Below are 25,789 nucleotides of genomic sequence, written 5' to 3'. Positions count from 1 at the left end.
AAAATGGAACGGGGCATCGGACTCACTTCCCGATGCCCCGGATGCTCACCATATTTTCAAAACGACGATCTAGCGCCGTTCGCTTGCTTTTTAGGACTGAATCACGTGATTGATGTCAATCGGGACGGCTCGCCGAGGGGATCGCCTGCCGCAACAGCGGCAGGCTGCCTTCGGAACAGACGCCGAGCACTACGCGCGCCGCTCACCCGCGCTTGCGCACGCCCGCAAACCAAACCTCGCAATGGCGCGCGAGCGCACTGGCGTCGGATGCTGCCCGCCCGCGCGCGCCGATATACCCATCGGGACGCAGCAAGTAGAACGCGGGGCGCGTGCGCCCGTAGGCGTGCGTCAACGAGGGCGTATCGCCTTCTCGTGCATCCGTGACACGCCAAATCCGGACCGCGCCAGGCAGGGCCGCGTCGATCGTCGCGCTCAAGCGATCGAGTTCGGAATCGGGCTTGGCAGCGCTCGCGTCGAGCGCGCCAAGTGCGTCGAGCCCGCCGTGCGCGTCCAGCACAGCGTCGGCACCGCCCGGCGCTTCCACCAAGATGAACAACGAAAAGAACCCCGGGTCGTGCAGATCGTACAAACGCCCCGTGCCGGGCGCTCGTCCAAGCGGACCGTCGACGACATGAACGAGCGCGTCGGGCGCGCGTTCGCCCGCCCGTGGGCCGCCGTCGAGCACGCGCTCGAGCGTGAGCGGACTGCGCCGGTATTGAATCGACAATTCGCTCACCATCAACCGCGCCGCATCGCGCAGCGGACCGAATGCCGCCAATACCGGCATCACACGCTCGCGTACGAGCTTAAGCGGACCGCGCTCGGCTTCGGCCAACTGCGTAATAAATGCGGTCTGGCGCAACACGTCGCGCTCGATCGGATGCCGCTCGATCTGATAGGTGTCGAGCAACGGTTCGCCGGCACGGCCCGCCACGGCGCATGCCAGCTTCCAACCGAGGTTCAGCGCTTCTTGGATGCCCGTGTTCATCCCCTGCGCGCCAGCCGGGCTATGGACGTGCGCCGCATCGCCGGCAAGAAATACACGTTGCGTGCGCAAGCGCTCGACCATGCGGCTATTGATGTGAAAGAAGCTCGACCAGCCGAGCGCCGACATCGTCATGGGGTGATGCACGCGCCGCGCTGCCACCGCTCGACATAGCTCGAGCGACGGCGACGCGTTGCCGGCAACGACGTCGACGTCGACATCGACACCGGAACCATCGTCGCCGGCCGGCACGCGCGCCTGCGAAGCGGCACCGGGCGAGGCGTTCGCGGGGGCCTCGGCTGGCGGCGCCGCGCCGTTGGCGAGGCCGACCGCGTTGTCCGCAATCAGGCGGTGACGGCCAGCGCCCATCGGAATGACGCCGGCCAATCCGTCGGCCGAGGCGAACAGGTGAAATTCGTCGTCCGACAGATCCGAATCCACTTGCAGATCGGCCAACATGAACGTTTGCTCGAACGTCTGACCGGTAAAGCTCAGGCCGAGCAGATGACGCACCGTGCTATGCGCGCCGTCGGCACCCACCACATAGGCCGCGCGGCACGTTTCCTGCCGGCCGCCGGCATGCACGAGCTGCGCTTCGACTTGCGCAGCGTCTTGCCTTAGCCCGACCAGCTCGACGCCGCGTTCGATTTGCACGCCGAGCGTCGCAAGATGCTCGGTCAGCACACGCTCGGTTACCGATTGCTCCAAGCAAAGCAGATAGGGATACCGCGTCTGCAACGGATCGAAATCGAGCCGTGCGAGCCGAGTGCCGTTCGAGTAAAGGTTGGCGGCGCGCAATCGGTGGCCCAACTCCAGAAAAGGCTCGACGATCCGATGCTGCTCGAACAGCTCCAGCGTGCGTGCCTGGATGCCGATCGCCCGCGAGTGCGCCGCGGGCAGCGGCGCGCGATCGATCAGGCGCACGCTCGTGTGCGCGCGTGCCAAACTCATCGCGCAAGCGAGCCCGGTCGGCCCAGCCCCCACGATCAGCACCGGCAGCGCGTTGACGTTGACGGCGGCCATGCTTGTCCTCCGGCAAACCACGAGATCCCGCCAAGTGTACGCCGGCCGTGTCCTCGCTGCGCTCGAACTGCCCCATTGCAGCCAAAGGCGGGGCGTAGGGTGCCGCTTCTCCCGGCGTTGGGCCCGGCTGTCCGAGTGTGGGACAATGCCCCGTTTGTGCCAACGCCATGCGTCATGGATCCCTTTTTCGAGCGCGCCTACGCGGCGCATCGTGACGGACGGCTCGCCGATGCCGAGCGCGATTACCGCGCGGCGCTCGACGCCGATCCCGTCCATACCGACGCCCTGCATCTGTTGGGGGTCCTTCGTCACCAACAAGGACGCCATGAAGAAGCCGCCGACCTCGTCGGCCGGGCCGTCGCGCTACGCCCGAACGATGCGGCGCTGCAACTGAACCTCGGCAACGCGCTGAAGGCGCTCGGCAAGCTCGACGGCGCGATCGAGCGCTTTCGCAACGCCCTCTCGCTCGCGCCCGAATTTCCGCTCGCGCATTACAACCTGGGCAACGCCTACGCGTTGGCTGGTCGCCACACGGATGCCGTCGACGCATTCGAACGGTCGCTGCGTCTGCAACCGAACGATCCCTCGACCTACAACAATCTCGGCAACGCGCTGCATGCGATCGGCCGCAGCGAGGAAGCGATCGCGGCGTTCGAACGTGCCCTCGCGCTGCGTCCGGGTCATGCCGGTGCGCACAACAACCTCGGGATGGCGCTCGCGGCGCTCGGCCGCACCGACGAAGCGATCGAACAGTTCCGCGCGGCACTCGCGGCACAGCCGAACTACGTCGCCGCCCATTTCAATCTCGGCAACACGCTCGATGCCGTCGGTCGTCACGCGCAAGCCGGCGCCGCGTTCGAGCAAGCGCTGGCACTGCAAAGCGCGTTTCCTCCGGCATGGCTCGGGCTAGGCAACGCGCTCGCCGCGCAGGGCCGGCACGCCGAAGCCGCGACGCGTTTCGAGCGTGCCGTCGGGCTCGATCCGCAGCTTGCATTGGCCTGGTTGGGTCTCGGCAATGCGCACCACGCCCTCGGTGCCCATCAAGCCGCGCTGCGCGCGTTCGATCAAGCGCTGCGGCTGCGGCCCGATCTCGCCTCGGCGCAACTGAATCGCGCCATGACGCTGCTGACGCTCGGCGATCTGGCGCGCGGCCTACCCGCCTACGAATCGCGCCTGGCGATCGTCTCGGCGGCCGCCGGTGCGACGACGCAGCCAGCCTGCGCCGTGGCACGCTGGCGCGGAGAACCGATCGGCGAGGGCACGCTCTTGATCGAAGCCGAGCAAGGCTTCGGCGATACGCTGCAATTCCTGCGGTTCGTCCCGCTCGCCTGCGAACGCGCGCGCCGGGTTGTCCTTGCGGTGCAGCGCGAACTCGCCCCGCTCGTCGCGCCGCTCGCCAAACAATGGCGCGTCTCGTTGACGATCGCCGGCGAGGCACAGCCGAGCGCCGATTGGCACTGTCCGCTTTTGAGCCTGCCGCTCGCGCTCGGGACGACGCTCGATACGCTGCCGCACACCCACCGCTATCTCGACGTTCCGCCCGCCTATCGCCGCCGCTGGCGCGGCTCGCTCGGCGGCCATGCGAAGATCAAGGTCGGTCTGGCTTGGTCGGGGAGAATCCAGGTGCAGGAGAACCGCGCGATGCCCGTTGCCGCGCTCGCGCCGCTATTCGCGCTCGAGGGGATCGATTGGCTCGTGCTGCAGCCCGACTTGACCGCGGACGACGAACGCGCGCTCGCCACCTGCTCGCGCACGGCGTCGATCCATCGCTTCGGCACCCGGATCGGCGACTTCGCCGATACCGCCGCCATCGTCGATCGGCTCGACGCGGTCGTGTCGATCGATACGTCGATCGCCCACTTGGCCGGCGCACTCGGCAAGCCGCTCTGGCTCATGCTGCCGTTCGCAGCCGATTGGCGCTGGTTCGCCAACACCGACCGCAGCCCGTGGTACCCGAGCGCACGGCTCGTGCGGCAATCCTCGCCCGGCCAATGGGCCCCGGTCGTCGAAGCCGTGGCCCACGCGTTGTCGCGCGAAGTGGCCGCCCGATAAAAGCGCGCGGCGCAAGCGAACGGCCGCGACAAGGCGCGATTTCGACTAGCGTCGCTCAGCGCGCGCCGCCGCGCTCGCGGATCTGCGGCCACGCGAGCTTCATGTAGTAGAGCATCGACCAAATCGTCAGCACCGCCGCGAGGTAGATCAGCCACTGCCCCCATACGCGCGTGTCGATTGCAAGCGTCCCGCCGAGCGGAACCTTCCCGTAGTAAAGCAGCATGGGGATGGCCACCATCTGGCAAGCCGTCTTGAATTTGCCGAGCTGATTGACCGCCACGCTCTTCGACGCCCCGATCTGCGCCATCCATTCGCGCAGCGCCGAAATGGCGATTTCGCGGCCGACGATCACGAGCGCGATCGCCGATTGGATACGGGTGAGCTGCACGAGCACGAGCAATGCGGCCGTCACCATGAGCTTATCGGCCACCGGATCGAGAAATGCGCCGAACGCCGACGTCTGGTTCCACTTACGGGCGAGGTAGCCGTCGAACCAATCGGTCAACGCGGCGAGCACGAAGATCGCCGCCGCGGCCATGTTGCGATCGTCGCCGCTCATCATCGAATCGGACAGGTAGAAGACGCCGACGACGAGCGGAATCAGGACGATCCGCAACCATGTCAGAAAGATCGGAAAGTTAAACGGCATGGACGAAAGGCAGGCGTTGAAGTAAGGGAGCGGATCGAGGAGACGCCATTGTGCCGCGTAGCCGGACCCGCCACAAGCCGAGCCCCGGACGAGGTGCGGCGGCGCGGCGCGGTCGCGCCAGGATGGCCGCTGGGGGGCGGGCATCGGCTTGGAGCGACGTCATCGGTTCGAACAAGGGCGCGGCTGTCGCTAGGGCAACCACGAGCGCCGCCGCTTGGCGGCCACAGGGGCGTTTTCATATCGAAGGAACTTGCGGGACGAGCACTAGTGCAACTGTCGATAAATCTGCTCGGCGAGCGCATGCGAAATCCCTTCCACGCTTGCCAGATCCTCGACGCTCGCCGCCACCACGCCGCGCAAGCCGCCGAAGCGCGCCAGCAGCCGCTGCCGCCGTTTGGCGCCGATGCCCTCCAGCTCTTCCAGCCGCGACGTCTGGCGTGCTTTCGCGCGTTTCGCCCGCATGCCGGTGATCGCGAACCGATGCGCCTCATCGCGGATCTGTGCGACGAGCATCAGCGCGGCGCTTTCCTTGCCGAGTTCGAGCGCCGCGCGGCCGTCCGCGAATACGAGCGTCTCCAACCCGACCTTGCGGCCTTCGCCCTTCGCCACGCCGACCAGCATCGAACAGTCGAGCCCGAGTTCGGTGAAGACCTGGCGGGCCACTTCGACTTGGCCTTTACCGCCGTCGATGAGCACGATGGTCGGCAAGATCCCGCCGGCCGCGACGCTATCGGCGGAATCGGCCGCCGCTTCGGGATCGGCGGCAGCCTCCGTCTGCAAGGCTTGCGCCCGATCGTCGGCGTTCTCGGCCGCCAGCAAGGCGAGCTTCTCGTAGCGGCGCGTGAGCACTTGCCGCATGGCTGCGTAATCGTCGCCGGGGGTAATGCCGGCAATGTTGTAGCGACGGTATTCGCTCGTCTGCATCTTGTGGTCGCGGTAGACGACGCACGACGCTTGCGTCGCCTCGCCCATCGTATGGCTGATGTCGAAGCATTCGATGCGCAACCGAGCGAGGTCGTCGCACTCCATACCGAGCACTTCGGCCAACGCCCGCGTGCGCGCTTGCTGCGAACCGCGTTCGGACAGCAGCCGAGCCAGCGCGAGCCGCGCGTTTTGCTCGGCCATGCCTAGCCACACGCGCCGCTGGCCTTGCGGCTGGCGCACGAACACGACCTTGTGGCCTGCCTGCTCCGCCAGCAGATCGACGAGTTCGGGGTTGGCGGGCGCGTGACTGACCACGAGCACCGGCGGAATACGGTTGCCGAGGTAATGTTGAGCGATGAACGCTTCGAGCACCTCGGTTTCGATACCGGCTTCGAGGCGCTCGGCGCGGGCCGCCGAATCGATCGATGGCGCCTGGTCCGATGGCACGTCGACGGGTTCTGCTTCGACGGGTTCTGCTTCGACGGATTGTGCGTCGGCCGATTCCGTCGCGTCGGCTGCTTGCTCGCGCAGCGCGTGGTCCTCCGGTCCGGCGACCATTTCGGCTTCGCCCACGTCGACCGCAGCGCCCGCAGCGCCCGCATCGCCCATAGCATCCGCTTCGTCGCCCGCGAATCCGCTTTCGACATGCGCGGGGAAATAAGCCTTGTCGCCCAAATGCCGCCCGCCGCGCACCATGGCAAGGTTGACGCAGACCCGCCCGCCGAGCGCGACGACGGCGAGGATATCGACATCGCTGTCGCCGCCGACTTCGATCGCTTGCTGATGAAGGACCGTCGAGAGCGAACTCATCTGATTGCGTACGGCCGCGGCTTGCTCGAATTTGAGTTCGGCCGCGAACGCGTGCATCTTGGCTTCGAGCTCCTTCATGACTTCGCTTTGCCGGCCCAGCAGAAAGCGCGAGGCATTCGACACGTCGCGCGCGTAGTCTTCTTCGCTGATCGCGCCCACGCACGGCGCCGTGCAGCGCCCGATCTGATGCAGCAAACAGGGGCGCGTGCGATTGTTGAAGACCGAGTCCTCGCAAGTGCGCAGCTGAAACACGCGCTGCAAGATCTGAATGCTTTCGCGCACCGCCCAGGCGCTCGGGAACGGCCCGAAATACTGATTTTTCTTGTCCACCGCACCCCGGTAATACGCCATGCGCGGAAACGCATGGCCCGTGAGCTTCAGGTACGGGTAGGACTTGTCGTCGCGAAACAGGATGTTGTAGCGCGGCGCGAGCGCCTTGATGAGATTGTTTTCGAGCAATAGCGCCTCGGCCTCCGAGCGCGTCACCGTCGTCTCGATGCGGGCGATCCGCGTGATCATCATCGCGATGCGCGGCGAGACCTGCGTCTTCGTGAAATAGCTCGAGACGCGCTTTTTCAGATCGCGCGCCTTACCGACGTACAGCACGTTCTCGTGCGCATCGTAGTAGCGATACACGCCCGGCAGATGCGGCAATTGGGCGAGAAACTTCTTCGGTTCGAAAGGCGGGTGTCGTGCGTCGGAATCGGTCATGCGCGTCAGGTGCGAAACGCCGCGCTCGGCGGGCGTCGCGGGCGGTGTGCTTTAGCGTGCTTTAGAATCGCCAGTTTAGACCATTTGGGCACGCGCTCGCGCCGTCGGCCCCACGGGTCCGCCCCCGCGCCCCACCCCTTCTCGCCCATGTCCGCGATCCGTCCCTCCCGTCCGGCCGAGCACGACCCACGCGGCCAGCAACCGCCCCCGTCGCTCGCCGACACGCTTTCTTGCGACCTGTTTTGCGCCGTCATCGACAACTTCGGCGACATCGGCGTGTGCTGGCGTCTAGCCCGCCAGCTCTCGGCCGAGTACGGCTGGCAGGTGCGCTTGCTCGTCGACGATCTGCACACGTTCGCGCGCCTTTGTCCGGCGCTCGACGTCTCGCTCGCCCGCCAGCGTGTCGACGGCATCGTGGTCGAGCATTGGCATGAACCGGCCCATGCCGGCGATACCCTAACCGTTGCCGACATCGTCATCGAAGCGTTTGCCTGCGAACTGCCGCCCGCTTACGTCGCTGCCATGGCAAGATGCCACCGCCGCCCCGTTTGGCTCAACCTCGAATATTTGAGCGCCGAAGATTGGGTGGCCGAATGCCACTTGAAACCGTCCCCGCACGCGCGCTACGCGCTCGTGAAGACGTTCTTCTTTCCCGGCCTCGGTCCCGGCACGGGCGGCGTGATCAAGGAGCGCGCGCTCGACGACGCACGCCTCGCATTCGAATCGTCGTCCGAGCTGCGCGAGGCCTGGTGGCGGCAAGCGACGGGCGCCGCGCCACCCGAGCCGCGAGCGACGGTCGTCTCGCTCTTTTCCTACGAGAATCCCGCCACAGGCAGCCTGCTCGAGCAATGGCGCGACAGCGCCGAGCCGATCGTGCTGCTCGTGCCCGAAGGCCGCATCTCAGGCGCCATCGCGCGCTTTTTCGGCTTGCCGGCATTCAGCTCGGGGCGACACGCCGAGCGCGGCAACCTGCGCGCCCACGCGCTCGCGTTCCGGCCCCAGCCCGAATACGATGCACTGCTCTGGGCGAGCGATTTGAATTTCGTCCGCGGAGAGGACTCTTTCGTCCGCGCCCAATGGTCGCGCCGGCCGTTCGTTTGGCAGATCTACCCGCAATCGGACGCCGCGCACTTGCCGAAGCTCGACGCTGCGCTCGCGCACTACGCGCGCGGGCTCGAATCGGCCGCGCAAGCGGCGCTCGGCCGCTTTTGGCATGCGTGGAACGGCTCGGGCACGCCCGATTGGGCCGATTTCTGGGCGCATCGTCCCGCCCTCGCAGCGCGCGCCGCGACTTGGGCGGACGAACTCGCGACGATCGGCGATCTCGCCGCCAACCTAGCCGAATTCGCAAAATCTCAGTTAAAATAAACGGTTATCCAACGGCGGAGCGCCCGAACGAGGCGCACGATTCACGCGATCGATGCCGATGCCGTTGAGCAACAGATCAGCCACTTTATTCGCACAGGATCGTTTTATGAAGATTGCACAGGAACTGCGCACGGGCAACGTCGTGATGATTGGCAGCGACGCCATGGTCGTGCAAAAGACCGAATACAACAAATCGGGCCGCAACGCCGCCGTCGTCAAGATGAAGTTGAAGAACCTGCTGACGGGCGCAGGCATGGAATCGGTCTACAAGGCGGACGACAAGTTCGACGTCGTCGTGCTCGATCGCAAGGAAGTCACCTACTCGTACTTCGCCGATCCGATGTACGTGTTCATGGATGCCGACTACAACCAGTTCGAAGTCGAAGCCGAGATGATGGGTAATGCGCTCAACTACCTCGAAGACGGCATGCCGTGCGAAGTCGTGTTCTACAACGAAAAGGCGATCTCGGTCGAACTGCCGACCACCCTCGTGCGCGAAATCACGTATACGGAACCGGCGGTGAAGGGCGATACGTCGTCGGGCAAGGTGCTGAAGACGGCCAAGATCAACACCGGCTTCGAATTGCAAGTTCCCCTCTTCTGCAATATCGGCGACAAAATCGAAATCGATACGCGCACCGACGAATACCGCAGCCGGGCATAAGCGTATCTCGTATTTGGCGCCCTTTGGGACGCCCTATACGGAACGTTATGCCGACTGAAGCGCCCCACGGGGCGCTTTTTTTTTCGTATGAGTGGTGTATGGTTAAGCAAACTTTACCGGTCGTTTTTTCACACTGGTGCGACCCGATCTGACGCTCTTGCCGAGTGGCGGGCGCAAGTCCTTGTTCTATAAGGGAGAACGATCTGGCACGCCAAATGCTTAGTGCTCCGGTAGCCCATGCGCCGTCGATACGCGTTGCCGTGGATGGCGGCATTTCTTCCCGGCACCGACGCTCTTTCGACTTTCCTAATTGATTACGCCAGCCATGCCACACGCCCTGATTGTCGAAGACGATCCCAATAGCTTGTCGGGTCTCAATGCGATCGTCGCCGCTGACGGATTCTCCGTCGATACGGCCGCCACCCTCGCCGAAGCGCGCGCCGCACTCACGCGATTCATTCCCGACGTCGTGCTGATCGATCTGAACTTGCCGGACGGCAGCGGGCTCGATCTGCTGCACAACCTGCCGGCCCAGCCGGACGGGGTCGTGCCGGTGATCGTCATGACCGGCAACGCGACCGTGGAGAGCGCCATCGAGGGTTTGCGCCATGGCATTTGGGATTACCTGCTCAAGCCCGTCAACATTCCGCGGCTGCGTAGCTTGCTCGCCCGGATTCCTCGCCCCTACGAACTGACGGAGGAAGTGCAGACGCTGCGCGCGACCTTGCGCCGGCTCGGGCACTTCGGCCCGATGATCGGCCGCAGCGACGCGATCGCCCATGTGTACGATGCCATCGAACGGCTCGCACCGACCGAATCGGCCGTGCTCATTTGCGGCGAAGCGGGCACCGGCAAGGAAATCGCGGCACGCACGCTGCACGAGATGAGCCGGCGCCGCAAAGGGTCGTTCGTCGTGTTCGATTGCCGCGCGTTCGCCCGCGACGGCGGGACGGAGCGCGGGATCGACAGCATGCTCTTCGGCCAAGAAAGCGCGCTTCCGACGATCGAGCGGCGCGAACCGGGCCTGTTCGAACAGGCTGCGGGCGGAACGCTCTTTCTCGACGAAATCGCCGATCTCCCATTGCCCCAGCAAGAAGCGTTGCTGCGCGCGCTCGATTCGCAAACTTATATGCGCGTCGGCGGCAACAACCAAGTGAGCGTCGATTGCCGCATCGTCGCGGCCACGCGCAAACCGGCCCGCGACGCGGTGGCGCAGGGCGTGCTGCGCGAAGATCTTTGGCTGCGTTTGGACGCGGCTTCGATCGCGCTACCGCCGCTGCGCGAGCGCGGCGACGACGCGGTGCTGCTGGCCGAAGCGCTCGTCGACGAACTGAACCGCGACATCAACGCGAGCGGCCTCGCCACGGTGAACAAGCGTATCGGCCCGAACCTCGTGCGCGAATGCCTCACCTACGATTGGCCCGGCAACGTACGCGAGTTGCATGAGCGCGTGCGGCGGGCTTACAACGTGTCGGGCGAAATCGTCGATTCGCTGCGCGCCGACGAAGCCAATGGCTCGGGGGGACGGCGGTTGAACGGCGGCAACGTGCAAGTGGCGGTGGGCACGCCGCTATCGGACGTGGAAGACCTGCTGATTCGAGCGACGCTCGATGCCGTGGGCGGCACACGCCACCGGGCGGCGACCTTGCTCGGCATCAGCCCGAAAACGCTCTACAACAAACTGCAACGGATGAAGCTGGCGTAGCGTCGTCGTCGTCGCCGTCGCCGTCGTCGCCGTCGTCGCCGTCGTCGTCGCGCGTCAGCCGAAAGCGCTGGTAAGCAGCGCTTTCGCCTCGCGATAAGCGGGGCGCTCGAGCAGCTTGCGCCAGGTCGGCGCCTTGCCGCGCGGGCGCAATTGCTTCAAGCGCCGCACGCTCTCTTTCGATGGAACGTACTTCAACTCGTTCAGCACCGCTTCCGCGGCCTCCGGCTGATTGCAAACGAGCACCATGTCGCATCCGGCCTCGAGCGCCGCTTGCGCGGCTTGCGTGAGCGTGCCGCCGGCGCGTGCCGCTTCCATCGATAAATCGTCGCTGAAAATCGCCCCGCCGAAGCCGAGCCGTCCGCGCAAGATGTCTTGCAGCCATATCCGCGAGAATCCCGCCGGTTTGTCGTCGACTTTCGAATAGATCACGTGCGCCGGGATCACCGACGCCAGCGCGATACTCAGCCAGTCGTAGGGCGCGGCGTCCTCGCTTAGAATTTCGTCGAGCGAACGATCATCGACAGGTAATGCGACGTGCGAATCCGCGGTGGCGAATCCGTGCCCCGGAAAGTGCTTGCCGCAATTGCCCATGCCGGCCAACGCAAGCCCATGATTCAAGCTCTTGGCGAGCAACGCGACCACGCGCGGGTCGCGATGAAATGCCCGATCGCCGATCACCGCCGAGCAGCCGTAGTCGAGATCGAGCACGGGCGTAAAGCTCATGTCGACCCCACACGCGCGCAGCTCGGCGGCCAGGACATAGCCCGTTGCCGTCGCAAGCTTCGTCGCGTACAGCACATCGCGATCCCACCACTCGCCCAGGCGCCGCATCGCGGGCAGCACGGTGAACCCGTCGGTGCGGAAACGCTGCACGCGCCCGCCCTCGTGATCGACCGCAATCAACACGTCGTCGCGAATGTCGCGAATGGCGTCCGTCAGCGCGATCAGTTGGCCGCGATTCTCGTAGTGACGCGCGAACAAAATGACGCCGCCCGTCATCGGATGCGCGAGGCGCCGCGCGTCGTCGTCGGTGAGCACGGGGCCCTTGACGTCGAGCATCACGGGACCGGGAGGGTTTTTCATGGAATCGAGGAGCATGGGCAAGAAATAAGAACGGCCGGATAGAAACGGAAACACGAACGCAAACGCATCGGCATCGCCGTGGCATGGCTCACGTGGCGGGCGCGGCCATGTCCGATTCGGCGACGACGAACGCCACGGCATAGTCGCGCTCGTCGCTAACCGTCACGCGCGCCGTAATGCCGCGTGCGTGCAGCCACTCGGCCAGTTCGCCCGACGCCTTGACGACAGGCTTGCCGCTCGCTTCGTTCAGCGTTTGCAGCGCACGCCAGGTCATCGGCCAATGCATGCCCAACCCGATCGCTTTGGAGAACGCTTCCTTCGCCGAAAAGCGCGTCGCCAGAAACGCGAGCCCTCGCACTTCCGAACGGGCCTTGCGGGCGTGGTAGATGCGTAGCTCGTCGGGGCCGAGCACCTTCTCGGCGAAGCGCCCGTTCGTGCGCGCCATGACAGCCGCAACACGGCTCACTTGAATGACGTCGGTGCCGATGCCGTAGATGGCCATGCGTGTGCCGGTCGAAATGTGAATAAGGTCGGAAATCAGTGAGTGGCCGCCAGACGCGCGGCCACCATGATGGCCTTCATCTCGCGCACGGCGTTGTCCCAGCCCACGAACACCGCTTGCGCGACGATCGCATGGCCGATGTTCAGCTCGACGATGCCTTCGATCGCGGCGATCTGCTGCACGTTCGTATAGTGCAGCCCGTGGCCGGCGTTGACCTTCAGCCCGAGCGAGGCGCCCAGTTCGACGCCGCGCACGATGCGTTCGTACTCGCGCCGCTGCTCGCTTTCGTCGTGCGCATCGGCATACCGGCCCGTGTGCAGCTCGATCACGGGCGCGCCCACTTCGTGCGCCGCGCGGATCTGCGTGTCGTCGGCATCGATGAACAGCGAGACGCGCGAACCCGCATCGGCCAGTTGCCGGCAAGCGGCCCGCACGGCTTCGAAATGGCCGGCGACGTCGAGCCCGCCTTCGGTCGTCAGCTCCTCGCGCTTTTCCGGCACCAGGCAAACATCGTGCGGACGCACATCGCAAGCGATATCGAGCATCTCTTGCGTCACCGCGCATTCGAGGTTCATCCGCGTCGACAGTTGCGGCCGCAGCGCGCGCACGTCGGCATCGACGATATGGCGGCGATCTTCTCGCAAGTGCAGCGTAATGGCGTCCGCGCCCGCCGCCTCCGCTTGCAGCGCGGCGCGGATCGGATCGGGATAGCGCGTGCCGCGCGCATTGCGCAGCGTGGCAACGTGATCGATGTTCACGCCCAGTTCGATGGCACCGAGCGACGTCAGAAAGAAGCTCATAGGTTCTGCAGATCGAGAAGAATCTGGCGGGTCGCGAGCGGCGTGCCGCCAAGATAGGTGTTGAGCAGAAAGCGCATCAGCGTCTTGCTTTGCGCGACGGTCTGAGCACGACGGTAATCGTCGCGCTCCATATCCAGCAATGTTTGTCCGGAAATCACGGGCCAGTGGGCCGGCCACTCGCTCGCCGCCTCCCGCACGCCGCGCTCGGGATCGAAGACATAGCGGCCTTCTGGCACGACGGCTTTGCGCGCGACGGTACGATCGAGTGCCATCGCATAGCCGGTCTCGCGCAGCAGCACGCGCTCGAACGAACGCAGCACCTGCACGGCCGGCTCGTCGTGCGCGAGGCGCGTCAGCGTGACGACATAGTGATGAAACAGTTGGGGGTGCGGATCTTCGCGCGCGCAAAACTTCACGAGCAATTCGTTCACGTAGAAACCGCACAGCAGCGCGTCGCCGCGCAAGGGCAACATGCCCCCGACCCATTCGGCGCCCGTCAGCGTCCGCATCTCGGATTTGCCCGACCAGGCCATCGACAGCGGCTGAAACGTCTGCAGCACGCCGCGCAACGCCGAATGGGGGCGCTTGGCCCCTTTCGCCACGAGGGCGAGACGGCCGTGGTCGCGCGAAAAAACGTCGATGATAAGGCTCGTTTCGCGATAGGGATAACTGTGCAGGACAAAAGCGGGCTGCTCGGCGATCCGATGCGACGGCTCGCGCGGCGCGCGGCGCGCGGCTGCCGGCGGCTTGTCGTCGGCGGCGTGCGATGCGCCCTCGCCTTCTCCGTGCGCATCGGCGCGACGCGTGCGACGGCGCGGCTTGCCATCCGGCGTCGCACCGCTCGGCGCCCCCGTCGAGACCGCGCGCGGCTGGGCCTCGGCGGCCGCGCGCCGGCCCCGCTCGCCGTCCGAGTCGTCGTCGGGCGAAGGCAGCGTCACCGACGCGTGATCGATCTCGTCATTCGTACCCATAGGCACGCAGCCCGGCTTCGTTGTCGGCCCAGCCGCTCTTCACCTTGATGAAGGTTTCGAGATACACGGGGCCGTCGAAGAGCTTTTCCATATCGAGCCGCGCTTCGGTGCTGATTTGTTTGAGCTTGGCCCCCTTGTGGCCGATGATCATCGCCTTGTGGATATCGCGATCGACGAGGATCGTCGCGAACACGCGCCGCAGGCGGCCTTCCGTCTCGAACTTTTCGATGAGCACCGTGCTCGTGTACGGCAGCTCGTCGCCCGTCCATCGAAAGACTTTCTCACGCAAAATCTCGGCCGCAAGGAATCGCTCGCTGCGATCGGTGAGGTCGTCCTCGCCGTAGATCGGCACGCCTTCGGGCAGGTACGGCTTGACCGTATCGAGCAAATGCTTGACGTCGTCCATGTGCTTCGCCGAAAGCGGGACGATCTCCTTGAACTCGCGCAGCGCGCTCATCTTCTGGAAGAACGGGTAAAGCGTCTTCTTGTCGTTGACCCGGTCGAGCTTATTGGCGACGAGCAATGTCGGCGCGGACGGCGGAATCAGATCGAGCACCTTCTGATCGTCGGGCCCGAAGCGCCCCGCCTCGATCACGAACAGCACGGCATCGACGGACGTCAGCGTGGACGTGACGGCGCGGTTCAGCGAACGATTCAACGCACCGCTGTGCTGCGTTTGAAAGCCGGGCGTGTCGACGAAGACGAATTGCGCGTCCTCGAACGTATGGATACCCGTGATGCGATGGCGCGTCGTTTGCGCCTTGCGCGACGTGATGCTGATTTTTTGGCCGACGAGCGCATTCATCAACGTCGATTTGCCGACGTTAGGCCGGCCGACGATGGCAACCATGCCGCAGCGAAAGCCGGTGGGTGTGGGGGTATCGATCATGCGAGGGAAGCGATTCGAAAAGGATCGGCGCGGCGCGAAGCGAGCGCCGCGAGCGCGAATGAAGTCATGAATGGTCGGGCTCGGGCGAGCGCGGACGGGCGGCACCGGCGATATCGGAGACGAGTTCGGCTTCGCCGCCGCGAGCGGAATCGGCGGGGCCGCTCGGCTGCCCATCGACTTTGGTCGCCCCGGGCTCGGACTTCAGAGGCGAGTCGGCCGTGGCGGAGGGGCTATCGTGTCTTTGCGCAGCGGCCGCATCGGGCTTGCTCGGCGCGTCGCCTTTCACGCTCGCTTCATGCGCACGCCCCGGCGCTTTGTGCTCGACATGCGCGGCGCGTATCATCGCCGGCGGCACGACCGCGGCTCGCTCCGCCCCTTCGGGCACGCCGGCCGCTTTCCCGGCTTCGGCGCGCGCCGCCTTCTCGGCGCGGCGCTCCGGCGTGCGCAGATCGAGCGCCGCCTGCACACCTTTCACGCCAGGCACCACCTCGGGCTCGCCATGCTTGGCGGCCCGCGCCCCGCGCGAGCGCTTCGATTTGACTTCCAGCGCCGGCTGCACCGCCATGACTTCTTCCAGCGCCTTCTTCGCCGCGGCCTGTTCGGCGGCACGCCGGCTCGCGCCGGAGCCCGACACCTTCACCTCGAGCTTGGGCACCGTGCATTCGACTTCGAATTGCTGATTGTGGGCCGCGCCGTGCGTGGCCACGACCGTGTAGGTGGGCAACGCGATCTTGTGGCCCTGCAGATACTCCTGCAGCAGCGTCTTGGAATCCTTGCCGAGCGTACGAGGATCGATGTGATCGAGAATCGGTACGTACAGACGCTTGATGACCGTCTGCGCCGCATCGAAACCGCCGTCGAGAAAGATCGCGCCGAGGATGGCCTCGAATGCGTCCGCCAGAATCGACGGCCGCCGGAACCCGCCGCTGCGCAACTCGCCTTCGCCGAGCCGCAAGCTCTCGGAGATATTCAGGGCCTGAGCAATTTCGTAGAGCGACTGCTGTTTGACGAGGTTGGCGCGCACGCGCGACAGGTCGCCTTCGTCCAATTTGCCGAATCGCTGATACAAAAGTGCAGCCACCGCGCAATTTAGAACGGAATCGCCCAAAAATTCGAGCCGTTCATTGTGCGAGGCACTGTGACTACGATGAGTTAACGCCTGGCGCAACAATTCCGCATTGCGAAATTCGTAGCGCAACCGGCTTTCCAGCGGAGATAGCGGCATGTGCAGAGTATAACGCGCGCGCCTCGCCGGGCGATTGCCCGGGCCGAGGCGCGAAAAACGTGGCGAACCGAGCGAATGCGAATCGCGCCGCCGCATAGCGACACGACCGCGAACACCACCGCCCGGCGAGCACCGAGCAGTGCGTTCAGTTGAACGTACCGATGCGTTTCAGGTTGCTGAAGTTCATCCAAACGAAGAACGCGCGGCCGACGACGTTGGCATCGGGCACGAAGCCCCAGTAGCGGCTGTCCGCGCTGTTATCGCGGTTGTCGCCCATCATGAAGTAATGGCCGGCCGGCACTTTGCAGACGACCCCCTCGCTGTTGTACGAACAGTTGTCGCGGAAGGGGTAGTCTTCAGCACCGATCACGAACGGCGGCACGGCCGGGTTGTTCAGGATCGCGTGTTGGCGTCCTTCAAGATCTTCCTCGAATTGCTTCGCGTACCCGATGCGCTCTTCGTCGAAGTAATCGGGCAGCGGCGTTTCGGGGATGAGCTTGCCGTTGATCGTCAGGCGCTTGTTTTCGTAGGCGATGGTATCGCCCGGCAGGCCGATCACGCGCTTGATGTAATCGACCGATTCATCCTTCGGATAACGGAACACGACCACATCGCCGCGCTTGAGCGGCGAGCCCTGCGTGATCTTCGTATTGACGATCGGCAACCGCAGCCCGTATTCGAACTTGTTCACCAGGATGAAATCGCCGACGAGCAGCGTGGGTACCATCGAACCCGACGGAATCTTGAACGGCTCGACCACGAACGAGCGCACGAGAAATACGACGAGGATGACAGGGAAAAAACTGGCCGTGTATTCGAGCCACCACGGCTGGCGCAGCTTTTCGTCGCGCAGGCGGGCCCGCGTTTGCGGCGCGTTTTCATCCGCGAAACGCTCGCCGACGCGCGCCTGCTGGCGGTCGAATTCGGCGACGGCGTCATCGGCCGCCTTCCGGCGATGCGGTAGAAACACGAGCTTATCGGCCACCCACGCGATGCCCGTCAAGATGACGAGCACAAAAAGAATCAGCGCAAAGTCCATGTAAGAGAGGTCCTTGTTATTTGTCTTCGACGCGCAAGATCGCGAGGAAAGCCTCTTGCGGAATCTCGACGGACCCGACTTGCTTCATTCGCTTCTTGCCTTCCTTTTGCTTTTCCAACAGCTTCTTTTTACGTGTGATGTCGCCCCCGTAGCACTTCGCCAACACGTTCTTGCGCAGCGCCTTGATGTTTTCGCGCGCGATGATGTGGGCGCCAATGGCCGCCTGAATCGCCACGTCGTACATCTGGCGCGGAATGATCTCGCGCATCTTGGCCGCGACTTCCCGGCCGCGGTATTGCGACTGCGAGCGGTGCACGATCACCGACAACGCATCGACCTTGTCGCCGTTGATCAGCATATCGACCTTGACGACGTCGGACGCACGGTATTCCTTGAACTCGTAATCCATCGACGCATAGCCGCGCGACACCGATTTGAGCCGATCGAAAAAGTCGAGAACGATCTCGGCCATCGGGATCTCATAGGTGAGCTGCACCTGGCGGCCGTGGTATTGCATGTTGATCTGGTTGCCGCGCTTTTGCGTACACAGCGTGATGACCGAGCCCACGTAATCCTGCGGCATATACAGATTCACGGTGACGATCGGCTCGCGAATTTCCTCGATCTTCGACGGGTCGGGCATCTTGGCGGGATTTTCGACCATGAGGAGCGAGCCGTCGCCCTGCACGACCTCATAGACCACGGTCGGTGCCGTGGTGATGAGATCCATGTCGAATTCGCGCTCCAAGCGCTCCTGCACGATCTCCATGTGCAACAGGCCGAGGAAGCCGCAGCGGAAGCCGAAGCCGAGCGCTTGCGAGACTTCGGGCTCGTATTGCAACGAAGCATCGTTGAGCTTCAGTTTTTCGAGCGATTCGCGCAGCGCGTCGTACTGATTCGCCTCGACCGGATACAGCCCGGCGAACACCTGCGGCTTCACTTCCTTGAAGCCGGGCAGCGGCTCTGAAGCGGGCTTGTTCGCGAGCGTAACGGTATCGCCCACCTTCGCGGCCGTCAGTTCCTTGATACCGGCGATGATGAAGCCCACCTGCCCGGCCGCGAGTTCTTCCAGATTCTTCGACTTCGGCGTGAACACGCCGATGTGCTCGACCGGATACTGCGCGCCCGTGGCCATCAGCTTGATCTTGTCCTTCGGGCGCAGCGTCCCGTTGACGATACGCACGAGCATGACGACACCGACGTAGTTGTCGAACCACGAATCGATGATGAGCGCCTGCAGCGGCGCCGTCGGATCGCCTTTCGGGGGCGGTACCTTGGCGATCAGCGATTCCAGGACATCTTCCACGCCGAGCCCCGTCTTCGCGCTGCAGCGCACGGCGTCGGTGGCGTCGATGCCGATGACGTCTTCGATTTCCTCGATCGCATTTTCCGGGTCGGCCGCCGGCAGATCGATCTTGTTCAGCACGGGCACGACCTCGACGCCGAGCTCGATCGCCGTGTAGCAGTTCGCGACGGTCTGGGCCTCGACGCCCTGGCTGGCATCGACGACGAGCAACGCGCCTTCGCAAGCCGACAGCGACCGGCTGACTTCGTACGAAAAATCGACGTGGCCCGGGGTGTCGATCAGGTTCAGGTTATAGACCTGGCCGTCGCGCGCCCGATAGTGGAGTGCGGCCGTTTGCGCCTTGATCGTGATGCCGCGCTCGCGCTCGAGATCCATCGAGTCGAGCACCTGCGATTCCATTTCGCGGTCGGACAAGCCGCCGCACAGTTGAATAATGCGATCGGCAAGCGTCGACTTGCCATGGTCGATGTGTGCAATGATCGAAAAGTTGCGTATGTGATCCATTCAGGGCCGATCAAGCGAAAAAGGCGCGCTCGGACGATTGCGGAGCACGCCTTGTAAGTACGTGAAAAAACGGCCTATTTTAGCCGAAATGGCCCTCCCACGGCGGATTTCCGGGAGCCGGGCATTTGAGCACCCCGAACCGGGCGCCGCGAGACGCGTGGCGGCAGCAGGACGATCGCCGGCCGTCACGCGCCGAACGACGCCAATGCCGCCCGCACGCGCTCGCCGTCGAGCCGATAGTGGCAAAGCGGCTCGCCGTTGCACACGAGCACCGGCACGAGTTCGTCGTAGCGCGCGACGAGTTCGGGATCGCTATCGACATCGACGACTTCCACCGTCGCCCCGAATGCGTCGGCTAGCGGCGCGAGCGCTTCAAGCATCTCGTCGCACAGATGGCACCACGCCCGCGAATACAACGTGAGATGCGCTGCGGCGCGGGCTGTCATTTCGCTTTCGCACGCGGTTTGATCGGCACGAACTGCGTGTTCTCGCCGCGACGCACGAGCACGGCCACCGGCTTTTGCGGGTCGAGATGGGCGGCGATCTGATCGAACTGCTTGGCGCTCGAGACGTCGTTATCGCCCACGCGCAAGATGATGTCGCCCTTTTGCAACCCCACCCGCGCCGCCGGGCCGTCGACGTCTTCCACCTGGACGCCGCCGGTGCGCAGCTTGAGCGACTTCACGCGATCGGTCGGAATATCGGACACGGTCACGCCGAGGGCGTTCGACGGGCGCGGCCGCGACGGCGGCGCCTGCTGCTCGTCCGCCTTGGCGGTTTTCTCGGGCTGCGTTTGCACCACCGCGATCGGCACTTCGCGCGATTGGCCCTTGCGCCAGTACGTGACCGTGGCGTGGCTGCCGGGCTTGGTGTCGCCCACCATGCGCGGCAAATCCGTATCCGTCTCGACGGGAACGCCGTTGAATTTGAGAATGATGTCGCCCGGCTGCAAGCCGGCTTTGTCGGCCGGACCGCCAGGCTCGACGCTGCTCACGAGCGCCCCTTCCGCACGCGGCAAGCCGAGCGAATCGGCCACGTCCTTCGTCACCGCCCCGATCGATACGGCGATGCGCCCCCGCACGACCTTGCCGGTGGTCTCGAGCTGGTCGGCCACGCGCATCGCATCGTCGATCGGGATCGCGAACGCGATACCCATGAACCCGCCGGTGCGGCTGTAGATTTGCGAGTTGATGCCGATCACCTCGCCCTGCATGTTGATGAGCGGCCCCCCCGAATTGCCGGGATTCACGGCCGCATCGGTCTGGATGAACGGCAGATAATCGCCGGTCTCGCGCCCCTTCGCGCTGACGATGCCCGCGGTCACCGTATTGTCGAGGCCGAACGGCGACCCGATCGCGACGACCCACTCGCCCACGCGCACCTTGGTCGAATCGCCGATGGTGACGGTGGGCAAATTGGTGGCATCGATCTTCACGACCGCGATGTCGGTACGGTCGTCCACCCCGATCAGCTTGGCCTTGAATTCGCGCTTGTCGGTGAGGGTGACGTAAATATTGTCGGCATCGTCCACCACGTGCGCATTCGTCATCACATAACCGTCGGCCGACACGATAAAGCCCGACCCGACGCCGCCGCTTTTCTCGTCGTCGTTGTTGTTGTCGGACTGATCGGGGCTGCCCCCGCGATCGCCGCGGCCGCCCCGATCGCCGTTATGCGGGCTCTGAGGCAGCGGGATACCGAAAAAGCGCCGGAAGAACTCCGACATGTCGCCGTCGCCCACGCCCGGCGGCGTGGCGCGCTGATCGGTCGAACTCGATGCGAGCGTCGTGGTCCGAATGTTCACGACCGCCGGCCCGACCTTGTCGACGAGATCGGTGAAATCGGGCAGGTTCGCCGCCGGCACCGCCGATTGCGCGTGCGGCGCAAACGACAGGCAGGTCATTGCCGCGGCGGCCGCGAGGAATTTGCGCACCGAAAGATTCGTCATAACAGGGCAAGCCGAAGCGTTACTTGGTAGCTTTGTATTCTATGGCAGACGCGAAGCGCTGCAGCGTGGCTTGGGGCACTTCGCCGAGCACGGTGGTCCAATAATCGCGATATCGCGTGACGAGCACGTGTGTGGCGCCAGTGCTGCCGGCCCCTTCTTTGCGCGAATTGCCCTCGGCGGGCTCGACGAACACCGAAATCGTGGAAAGCCCGTCGGAAAACACCGCCTGATCGACGGGGATCGGGGGCGCGTTCGGATCGCGCGCCGCCATCAACCGACGCAACTCGCGGATCTCGTGAAAGCCCGGGACGTCGGGCGCGATGCGCCAACCTTGCGTCTGCATGTCGACCGGCGAGACCGGCGGGCGCACGAGCGTCCAACCGTTCGTGTTGCGCATGCCGGCGGCAATGGCGGCCTTTTGCGGCGGCACGCCGATACGCACCTGCGTGAACGCGACCTGCGCGAGCACCTGGCCCGACGGGTCCAGCGTCTGCACGCGCAGCAACAGGCCCGTCTTGGCGTCGGCCCACAATTTGTACGCGAAGCGGTAGGCGTCCTTGGGATCGAGTTCGATCACCTGCGCTTCCAGCCCCGCGACACGGTCGTCGCCGAGCATCTTCGGATCGTAGACAGCGAGCACCCGCGCCCCGCTTTCGCTCAACAGCGCAGGAAACGAATCCTTGTTGAGCCGCTTTTCGACGACGCACAGCCGCCGCTCGGGCACGAACGTATAAAGATCGTCGTCGTGACGCAAGAGCTTGCGCTGCTGGCCGTCGAGGCTTTCGACCGATTCGAATTCGCCGTCGCCACGGACCGCATAGTGGGCGATGCGCGACGATTGCACGAAATTGCCGTGTTGAAAGACGAAAACGCCTTCGTAGTTTTCGCGCCGCGCAGCCTCTTGGATTCGATCGAGCCAACCGGCCGCCTGCTGGCGCACCGCGGCATCGGCCTCGGCGAAGGCCGCGCGCGGGGCAACCGACACCATTGCGGCCGCGCACAGCAGCCACGCCGCCCATTGCCGCGGGGCGGCGACGCGCTTCGAGCGCAACGTCTGCATCGGATTATTGGCCTTGCGAAGTCTGAACGGCCGCGCGGATGAGCGGCATCGCCGCCACCGACATCGGCTGCTGAGCGAATTGCTGGTGAGCTTCCAGATATTGATCCAACTGGGCATCGCGGATGATATTGCCTTCTTGCGCGCCCGGTACGTTGGTCATCGCGACCGATTGCACGCGATCGGCATGGTTGCTCGTCGCCGCCGTTTGCACCGTACCTTGCGATGCGCCGCCGTGCCACTGCGGAAGGACGACCCAGGTCAGCATGGCCGCCGCGGCCGCGACGGCGAGCGCCGGCGCGGCACGCCGACGCAACAGCGACGCAGCGCGGGACCCCTGCCGCCCTTGGGCCGGGGCGATAAAGTGAGGCTCGGCTTCGAGCCGTGCGGCGAAGCCGGCGAGAAAGGCTTGGCTCTTGGCCGGATGGACGGCTAGATCGTCGGAGCGCAGCGCATCGCCGATCAAATGGTAGGCCGACCAGGTCGTGCGATCGACGAGGTCGAACTCGGTCAGCACCTCGTCGAACGACACCGGGGCATCGAGCCCTTCCCCGTCGACGAAAGCCGACAAACGCTCGCCTCGCGAGCTACCCTGCGATTGCATCGAGACCGACCCCATGACGCTCCCCATCTTACGAACACCCCGTAGTGATACCACTTGACCCAGTTCTATCTCATATCCGACGCGCACCGGCCAGCGCCCGGGGGCGCTACCACCGCCGGCCTTCCGGCGTATCCAGCAGCGGACGCAATTTTGCCGCAATCGCCTCGCGAGCGCGAAAAATCCGCGATCGTACCGTTCCGATGGGGCATCCCATCATCTCGGCAATCTCTTCGTAGCTCAGACCTTCGATTTCACGAAGGGTAATGGCCACCCGAAGCTCTTCCGGCAAAAGCGCCATGGCTGCATTGACCGTCTGCGCGATCTGCTTGCTCATCAACAACGATTCGGGCGTGTTGATATCCCTTAGTTGATCGGCGTCCGAGAAAGTTTCCGCCTCTTCGGCGTTTGCTTCGGTCGACGTGGGCGCGCGCCGGCTCTGCGTCGCGAGATAGTTCTTCGCCGTGTTCACGGCGATTCTGTACAGCCAGGTATAGAACGCGGATTCGCCGCGAAACTGAGGCAGCGCGCGATAAGCCTTGATGAAAGCGTCTTGCGCGACGTCCTCGACTTCGGCCGGGTCGCGCACGAGCCGCGAGATCAACCGAATGATCTTGCGATGGTATTTCGAGACCAGAAGCTCGAACGCGGCTTTATCGCCTTGCTGCACGCGTTCGACCAAGACCTGGTCGATTTCTTTTTCGCTCACCTGTTGGGGTCCGTTCACTTGGGAGGAATGCTGGCGGACGGCTATTGTAGCGTCCCTATCTTCGCCCCATGCGCCATGTGTAACCGCGGTTACGGCCGTTACAGATTAGGATCCGTTACAAACGGAACTTGCGGGCATCCTCGGTTGTTAATGAACGGCATGCCGGCCGCGCACCGCCAACGCGCGAAACGCGCCGGCGTCGATCGCATCGGCACAGACGACGAATGCGTGGGAGCGACGCGAGTCCGCCCCCGCAACGGCCAGCACGAGCAACCGCTCGGCCCAGCCGGAAAAGCCGACGATACGCCCTTGAAACAGCGCGCGCCCCGCGCCGTCGAACGCCGCGAGGCCTTCCGGGGTCAGTTCGAGCAGCGCCGGCTGTCGACGCTCGTAATGCACGAACGAGACGCCCAGCGCCGCCAGCGTCGCCCCGGCGAGCCAAAGCGCATCGATTGCGCCCAAATGGGCGGTGGCCGTGGCATGAACCGCCGCCGTGCAGACGAGCGCACAAGCCGACGCGGCCAGACGCACCGTGCGCGAGCGCCGCAGCGCCACGCGCCGCGGCGCACCCGGTTCGACTTCGAATGCGCCGTACGTCAACGAACCGCGACGCTTAAGCGCGCTTGAAGACGAGCGTGCCGTTCGTGCCGCCGAACCCGAACGAGTTCTTCAGCGCGACGTCGATCTTCATCTCCCGCGCCTCGTTCGCGCAGTAGTCGAGATCGCATTTCGGATCTTGATTGAAGATGTTGATCGTCGGGGGCGACACTTGATGATGGATGGCCAGCACCGTGAACACCGACTCCAGGCCGCCCGAACCGCCGAGCAAGTGACCCGTCATCGACTTCGTCGAATTGACGACGACCTGCTTCGCGTGATCGCCCAGCGCCCGCTTGATGCCCGTCGTTTCGGCCAGATCGCCGAGCGGCGTCGAGGTGCCGTGCGCGTTCACGTAGTCGACCTGATCGGCGTTCACGCCCGCATTGCGCAGGGCCGCAGCCATGCAGCGCCGCGCGCCGTCGCCATCTTCGAGCGGTGCCGTCATGTGATACGCATCGGCGCTCATCCCGTAGCCCGCTATTTCGGCATAAATCTTCGCGCCGCGTGCCTTGGCGTGTTCGTACTCTTCGAGCACCATCACGCCCGCCCCCTCGCCCAGCACGAAGCCGTCGCGGTCGGCATCCCAGGGACGGCTAGCCGTCGCGGGATCGTCGTTGCGCTGCGACAGCGCGCGGGCCGCGGCGAAACCGCCGATGCCGAGCGGCGAGACAGTGGCCTCGGCACCGCCGGCGACCATCAAGTCGGCGTCGCCGTACTCGATCAGGCGTGCGGCTTCGCCGATGCAATGCAGGCCTGTGGTACAGGCCGTGACGATCGCGAGATTCGGCCCCTTCAGGCCGAACCTCATCGAGAGGTGGCCCGAAATCATATTGATGATCGATGCGGGCACGAAGAACGGCGAGATACGTCGCGGGCCTCGATTGAGCAGTTCGGTTTGCGTCACTTCGATCATCGGCAGACCGCCGATGCCCGAACCGACGATCACGCCGCAACGTTCGGCGTTGGCTTCGGTGACTTCGAAGCCGCTGTCGTGCATCGCTTGAATGCCGGCCGCCATGCCGTAATGGATGAACGTATCCATATGGCGGGCTTCCTTGGCCGGCATGTACTCTTCGACGTCGAAGCCTTTCACTTCACCGGCGAAGCGCGTCGAGAAGTTCGTGGCATCGAACTTCGTGATGGTCGCGATACCGGACTTGCCGGCAACGAGATTGGCCCAGCCGTCGGCAACATGATTGCCGACAGGCGATACCAGACCCAAGCCTGTAACAACAACGCGGCGACGGCTCACGGTAACCCCTTTTCCATAAATGACAAAAGCAAAAGCCACAGTGCTCACAGGAATCCACCCCTGTGAGCCCTGTGGCTAAGAATTCGGCACTAGCATCGGCATTCGACGTGGATACGCGTCAACCGCGGCCAGCGTGCAGCGCGAGGCGGTCAGGCGTTAGGCCTTGACGTTTGCGCGCGCGTAATCGATCGCTTGTTGGACCGTCGTGATCTTCTCGGCTTCTTCATCCGGAATTTCCATGCCGAACTCGTCTTCCAGCGCCATCACGAGTTCGACCGTGTCGAGCGAGTCCGCACCGAGGTCGTTCACGAACGAAGCTTCGTTCTTGATTTCAGCTTCGGCGACGCCCAGTTGTTCCGCGACGATCTTCTTGACGCGCTGTTCGATGTTGTCCATTACCCCTCCGAGGGAA

The 25,789-nt window shown here is 64.5% G+C and carries 23 protein-coding genes; 4 read left to right on the top strand and 19 right to left on the bottom strand.

The genetic code is table 11. The features are described 5' to 3' along the window. Positions 1-202 precede the first annotated feature (202 nt). Positions 203-2,008: an FAD-dependent oxidoreductase gene (locus ACTHN9_RS03385; protein WP_440535337.1), complete on the bottom strand. Its 1,806-nt coding sequence runs from the start codon at positions 2,006-2,008 to the stop codon at positions 203-205. A gap of 174 nt (positions 2,009-2,182) precedes the next feature. Between ACTHN9_RS03385 and ACTHN9_RS03380 the strand changes: the two genes are divergently transcribed. Then, entirely contained in the window at positions 2,183-4,060 is a 1,878-nt protein-coding gene (locus ACTHN9_RS03380) for a tetratricopeptide repeat protein (protein ID WP_440535336.1), read from the top strand. 55 nt (positions 4,061-4,115) lie between these two features. On the opposite strand, the gene pgsA is transcribed toward ACTHN9_RS03380, so the two are convergent. After that, the gene (gene pgsA, locus ACTHN9_RS03375) at positions 4,116-4,709 is read right to left on the bottom strand and encodes a CDP-diacylglycerol--glycerol-3-phosphate 3-phosphatidyltransferase (RefSeq protein ID WP_440535335.1); all 594 of its coding nucleotides are present in this window, start codon (positions 4,707-4,709) and stop codon (positions 4,116-4,118) included. A 264-nt stretch (positions 4,710-4,973) separates the two neighbouring features. Beyond that, positions 4,974-7,154: an excinuclease ABC subunit UvrC gene (gene uvrC, locus ACTHN9_RS03370; protein WP_440535334.1), complete on the bottom strand. Its 2,181-nt coding sequence runs from the start codon at positions 7,152-7,154 to the stop codon at positions 4,974-4,976. A gap of 147 nt (positions 7,155-7,301) precedes the next feature. Between uvrC and earP the strand changes: the two genes are divergently transcribed. From earP to ACTHN9_RS03355, 3 genes are all read left to right on the top strand, one after another. Beyond that, positions 7,302-8,522, top strand: coding sequence for an elongation factor P maturation arginine rhamnosyltransferase EarP (earP, locus tag ACTHN9_RS03365; RefSeq protein WP_440535333.1), 1,221 nt, complete (start codon positions 7,302-7,304; stop codon positions 8,520-8,522). A 106-nt stretch (positions 8,523-8,628) separates the two neighbouring features. After that, positions 8,629-9,186 carry an elongation factor P gene (gene efp / locus ACTHN9_RS03360; RefSeq protein WP_102645999.1) on the top strand — a complete coding sequence of 186 codons (558 nt, stop codon included), beginning with the start codon at positions 8,629-8,631 and terminating at the stop codon, positions 9,184-9,186. A gap of 325 nt (positions 9,187-9,511) precedes the next feature. Beyond that, complete coding sequence (locus tag ACTHN9_RS03355; protein WP_440535332.1) at positions 9,512-10,891, top strand: sigma-54-dependent transcriptional regulator; 1,380 nt, start codon at positions 9,512-9,514, stop codon at positions 10,889-10,891. A gap of 54 nt (positions 10,892-10,945) precedes the next feature. Here ACTHN9_RS03355 and nagZ read toward each other — a convergent pair whose 3' ends face one another. The 16 genes from nagZ to acpP all read right to left on the bottom strand — a co-directional run bounded on the left by nagZ (position 10,946) and on the right by acpP (position 25,773). Then, positions 10,946-11,974, bottom strand: coding sequence for a beta-N-acetylhexosaminidase (gene nagZ / locus ACTHN9_RS03350; protein WP_440535331.1), 1,029 nt, complete (start codon positions 11,972-11,974; stop codon positions 10,946-10,948). A gap of 88 nt (positions 11,975-12,062) precedes the next feature. Beyond that, complete coding sequence (acpS, locus tag ACTHN9_RS03345) at positions 12,063-12,476, bottom strand: holo-ACP synthase (protein ID WP_440535330.1); 414 nt, start codon at positions 12,474-12,476, stop codon at positions 12,063-12,065. Between the two features lie 35 nt (positions 12,477-12,511). Next, positions 12,512-13,276, bottom strand: a complete 765-nt coding sequence (gene pdxJ / locus ACTHN9_RS03340) for a pyridoxine 5'-phosphate synthase (RefSeq protein ID WP_440535329.1) — start codon at positions 13,274-13,276, stop codon at positions 12,512-12,514. Beyond that, positions 13,273-14,247 carry a DNA repair protein RecO gene (gene recO, locus ACTHN9_RS03335; RefSeq protein WP_440535328.1) on the bottom strand — a complete coding sequence of 325 codons (975 nt, stop codon included), beginning with the start codon at positions 14,245-14,247 and terminating at the stop codon, positions 13,273-13,275. Before recO ends, pdxJ begins: the two co-directional genes overlap by 4 nt. Then, positions 14,234-15,097 (bottom strand): GTPase Era, encoded by an 864-nt coding sequence (gene era, locus ACTHN9_RS03330; RefSeq protein WP_440535338.1) that lies wholly within the window; start codon positions 15,095-15,097, stop codon positions 14,234-14,236. Before era ends, recO begins: the two co-directional genes overlap by 14 nt. A gap of 103 nt (positions 15,098-15,200) precedes the next feature. Continuing rightward, the gene (gene rnc, locus ACTHN9_RS03325; protein WP_440535327.1) at positions 15,201-16,361 is read right to left on the bottom strand and encodes a ribonuclease III; all 1,161 of its coding nucleotides are present in this window, start codon (positions 16,359-16,361) and stop codon (positions 15,201-15,203) included. 145 nt (positions 16,362-16,506) lie between these two features. Continuing rightward, complete coding sequence (lepB, locus tag ACTHN9_RS03320) at positions 16,507-17,400, bottom strand: signal peptidase I (protein WP_440535326.1); 894 nt, start codon at positions 17,398-17,400, stop codon at positions 16,507-16,509. A 16-nt stretch (positions 17,401-17,416) separates the two neighbouring features. Beyond that, positions 17,417-19,210 (bottom strand): translation elongation factor 4, encoded by a 1,794-nt coding sequence (gene lepA, locus ACTHN9_RS03315; protein ID WP_440535325.1) that lies wholly within the window; start codon positions 19,208-19,210, stop codon positions 17,417-17,419. Positions 19,211-19,395: 185 nt separating this feature from the next. Next, the gene (locus ACTHN9_RS03310) at positions 19,396-19,656 is read right to left on the bottom strand and encodes a glutaredoxin family protein (RefSeq protein ID WP_440535324.1); all 261 of its coding nucleotides are present in this window, start codon (positions 19,654-19,656) and stop codon (positions 19,396-19,398) included. Next, positions 19,653-21,158 (bottom strand): DegQ family serine endoprotease, encoded by a 1,506-nt coding sequence (locus tag ACTHN9_RS03305; protein ID WP_440535323.1) that lies wholly within the window; start codon positions 21,156-21,158, stop codon positions 19,653-19,655. The genes ACTHN9_RS03310 and ACTHN9_RS03305 overlap by 4 nt, the downstream gene beginning before the upstream one ends. 19 nt (positions 21,159-21,177) lie before the next feature. After that, complete coding sequence (locus tag ACTHN9_RS03300; RefSeq protein ID WP_440535322.1) at positions 21,178-22,218, bottom strand: MucB/RseB C-terminal domain-containing protein; 1,041 nt, start codon at positions 22,216-22,218, stop codon at positions 21,178-21,180. A 4-nt stretch (positions 22,219-22,222) separates the two neighbouring features. After that, the gene (locus tag ACTHN9_RS03295) at positions 22,223-22,834 is read right to left on the bottom strand and encodes a sigma-E factor negative regulatory protein (protein WP_440535321.1); all 612 of its coding nucleotides are present in this window, start codon (positions 22,832-22,834) and stop codon (positions 22,223-22,225) included. 91 nt (positions 22,835-22,925) lie between these two features. Beyond that, positions 22,926-23,525, bottom strand: a complete 600-nt coding sequence (gene rpoE, locus ACTHN9_RS03290) for an RNA polymerase sigma factor RpoE (RefSeq protein ID WP_440535320.1) — start codon at positions 23,523-23,525, stop codon at positions 22,926-22,928. Between the two features lie 147 nt (positions 23,526-23,672). Next, a complete protein-coding gene (locus ACTHN9_RS03285) occupies positions 23,673-24,125 on the bottom strand; it encodes a hypothetical protein (protein ID WP_440535319.1) in 453 nt (150 codons plus the stop codon). 13 nt (positions 24,126-24,138) lie between these two features. After that, on the bottom strand, positions 24,139-25,377 hold the full coding sequence (fabF, locus tag ACTHN9_RS03280; protein ID WP_440535318.1) for a beta-ketoacyl-ACP synthase II: 1,239 nt from the start codon (positions 25,375-25,377) through the stop codon (positions 24,139-24,141). Positions 25,378-25,533: 156 nt separating this feature from the next. Further along, positions 25,534-25,773, bottom strand: coding sequence for an acyl carrier protein (acpP, locus tag ACTHN9_RS03275; protein WP_004197638.1), 240 nt, complete (start codon positions 25,771-25,773; stop codon positions 25,534-25,536). Positions 25,774-25,789: the final 16 nt, after the last annotated feature.

The organism is Trinickia sp. (genome assembly GCF_051953405.1).
Lineage (GTDB): Bacteria > Pseudomonadota > Gammaproteobacteria > Burkholderiales > Burkholderiaceae > Trinickia.
Note: the sequence above shows the minus strand (reverse complement) of the source record. Positions and strands in the feature narration are given on the sequence as shown.

Excerpts from the sequence above, each read along its gene's own strand:
- acpS (WP_440535330.1), bottom strand. The coding sequence starts at position 12,476 with ATGGCCATCTACGGCATCGGCACCGACGTCATTCAAGTGAGCCGTGTT.
- ACTHN9_RS03300 (WP_440535322.1), bottom strand. The coding sequence starts at position 22,218 with ATGCAGACGTTGCGCTCGAAGCGCGTCGCCGCCCCGCGGCAATGGGCG.
- efp (WP_102645999.1), top strand. The coding sequence starts at position 8,629 with ATGAAGATTGCACAGGAACTGCGCACGGGCAACGTCGTGATGATTGGC.
- ACTHN9_RS03385 (WP_440535337.1), bottom strand. The coding sequence starts at position 2,008 with ATGGCCGCCGTCAACGTCAACGCGCTGCCGGTGCTGATCGTGGGGGCT.
- ACTHN9_RS03305 (WP_440535323.1), bottom strand. The coding sequence starts at position 21,158 with ATGACGAATCTTTCGGTGCGCAAATTCCTCGCGGCCGCCGCGGCAATG.
- rnc (WP_440535327.1), bottom strand. The coding sequence starts at position 16,361 with ATGCCGCTATCTCCGCTGGAAAGCCGGTTGCGCTACGAATTTCGCAAT.
- ACTHN9_RS03310 (WP_440535324.1), bottom strand. The coding sequence starts at position 19,656 with ATGACAGCCCGCGCCGCAGCGCATCTCACGTTGTATTCGCGGGCGTGG.
- nagZ (WP_440535331.1), bottom strand. The coding sequence starts at position 11,974 with ATGAAAAACCCTCCCGGTCCCGTGATGCTCGACGTCAAGGGCCCCGTG.
- recO (WP_440535328.1), bottom strand. The coding sequence starts at position 14,247 with ATGGGTACGAATGACGAGATCGATCACGCGTCGGTGACGCTGCCTTCG.
- ACTHN9_RS03380 (WP_440535336.1), top strand. The coding sequence starts at position 2,183 with ATGGATCCCTTTTTCGAGCGCGCCTACGCGGCGCATCGTGACGGACGG.
- earP (WP_440535333.1), top strand. The coding sequence starts at position 7,302 with ATGTCCGCGATCCGTCCCTCCCGTCCGGCCGAGCACGACCCACGCGGC.
- era (WP_440535338.1), bottom strand. The coding sequence starts at position 15,097 with ATGGTTGCCATCGTCGGCCGGCCTAACGTCGGCAAATCGACGTTGATG.
- lepB (WP_440535326.1), bottom strand. The coding sequence starts at position 17,400 with ATGGACTTTGCGCTGATTCTTTTTGTGCTCGTCATCTTGACGGGCATC.
- pgsA (WP_440535335.1), bottom strand. The coding sequence starts at position 4,709 with ATGCCGTTTAACTTTCCGATCTTTCTGACATGGTTGCGGATCGTCCTG.
- lepA (WP_440535325.1), bottom strand. The coding sequence starts at position 19,210 with ATGGATCACATACGCAACTTTTCGATCATTGCACACATCGACCATGGC.
- ACTHN9_RS03355 (WP_440535332.1), top strand. The coding sequence starts at position 9,512 with ATGCCACACGCCCTGATTGTCGAAGACGATCCCAATAGCTTGTCGGGT.
- acpP (WP_004197638.1), bottom strand. The coding sequence starts at position 25,773 with ATGGACAACATCGAACAGCGCGTCAAGAAGATCGTCGCGGAACAACTG.
- uvrC (WP_440535334.1), bottom strand. The coding sequence starts at position 7,154 with ATGACCGATTCCGACGCACGACACCCGCCTTTCGAACCGAAGAAGTTT.
- pdxJ (WP_440535329.1), bottom strand. The coding sequence starts at position 13,276 with ATGAGCTTCTTTCTGACGTCGCTCGGTGCCATCGAACTGGGCGTGAAC.
- ACTHN9_RS03295 (WP_440535321.1), bottom strand. The coding sequence starts at position 22,834 with ATGGGGTCGGTCTCGATGCAATCGCAGGGTAGCTCGCGAGGCGAGCGT.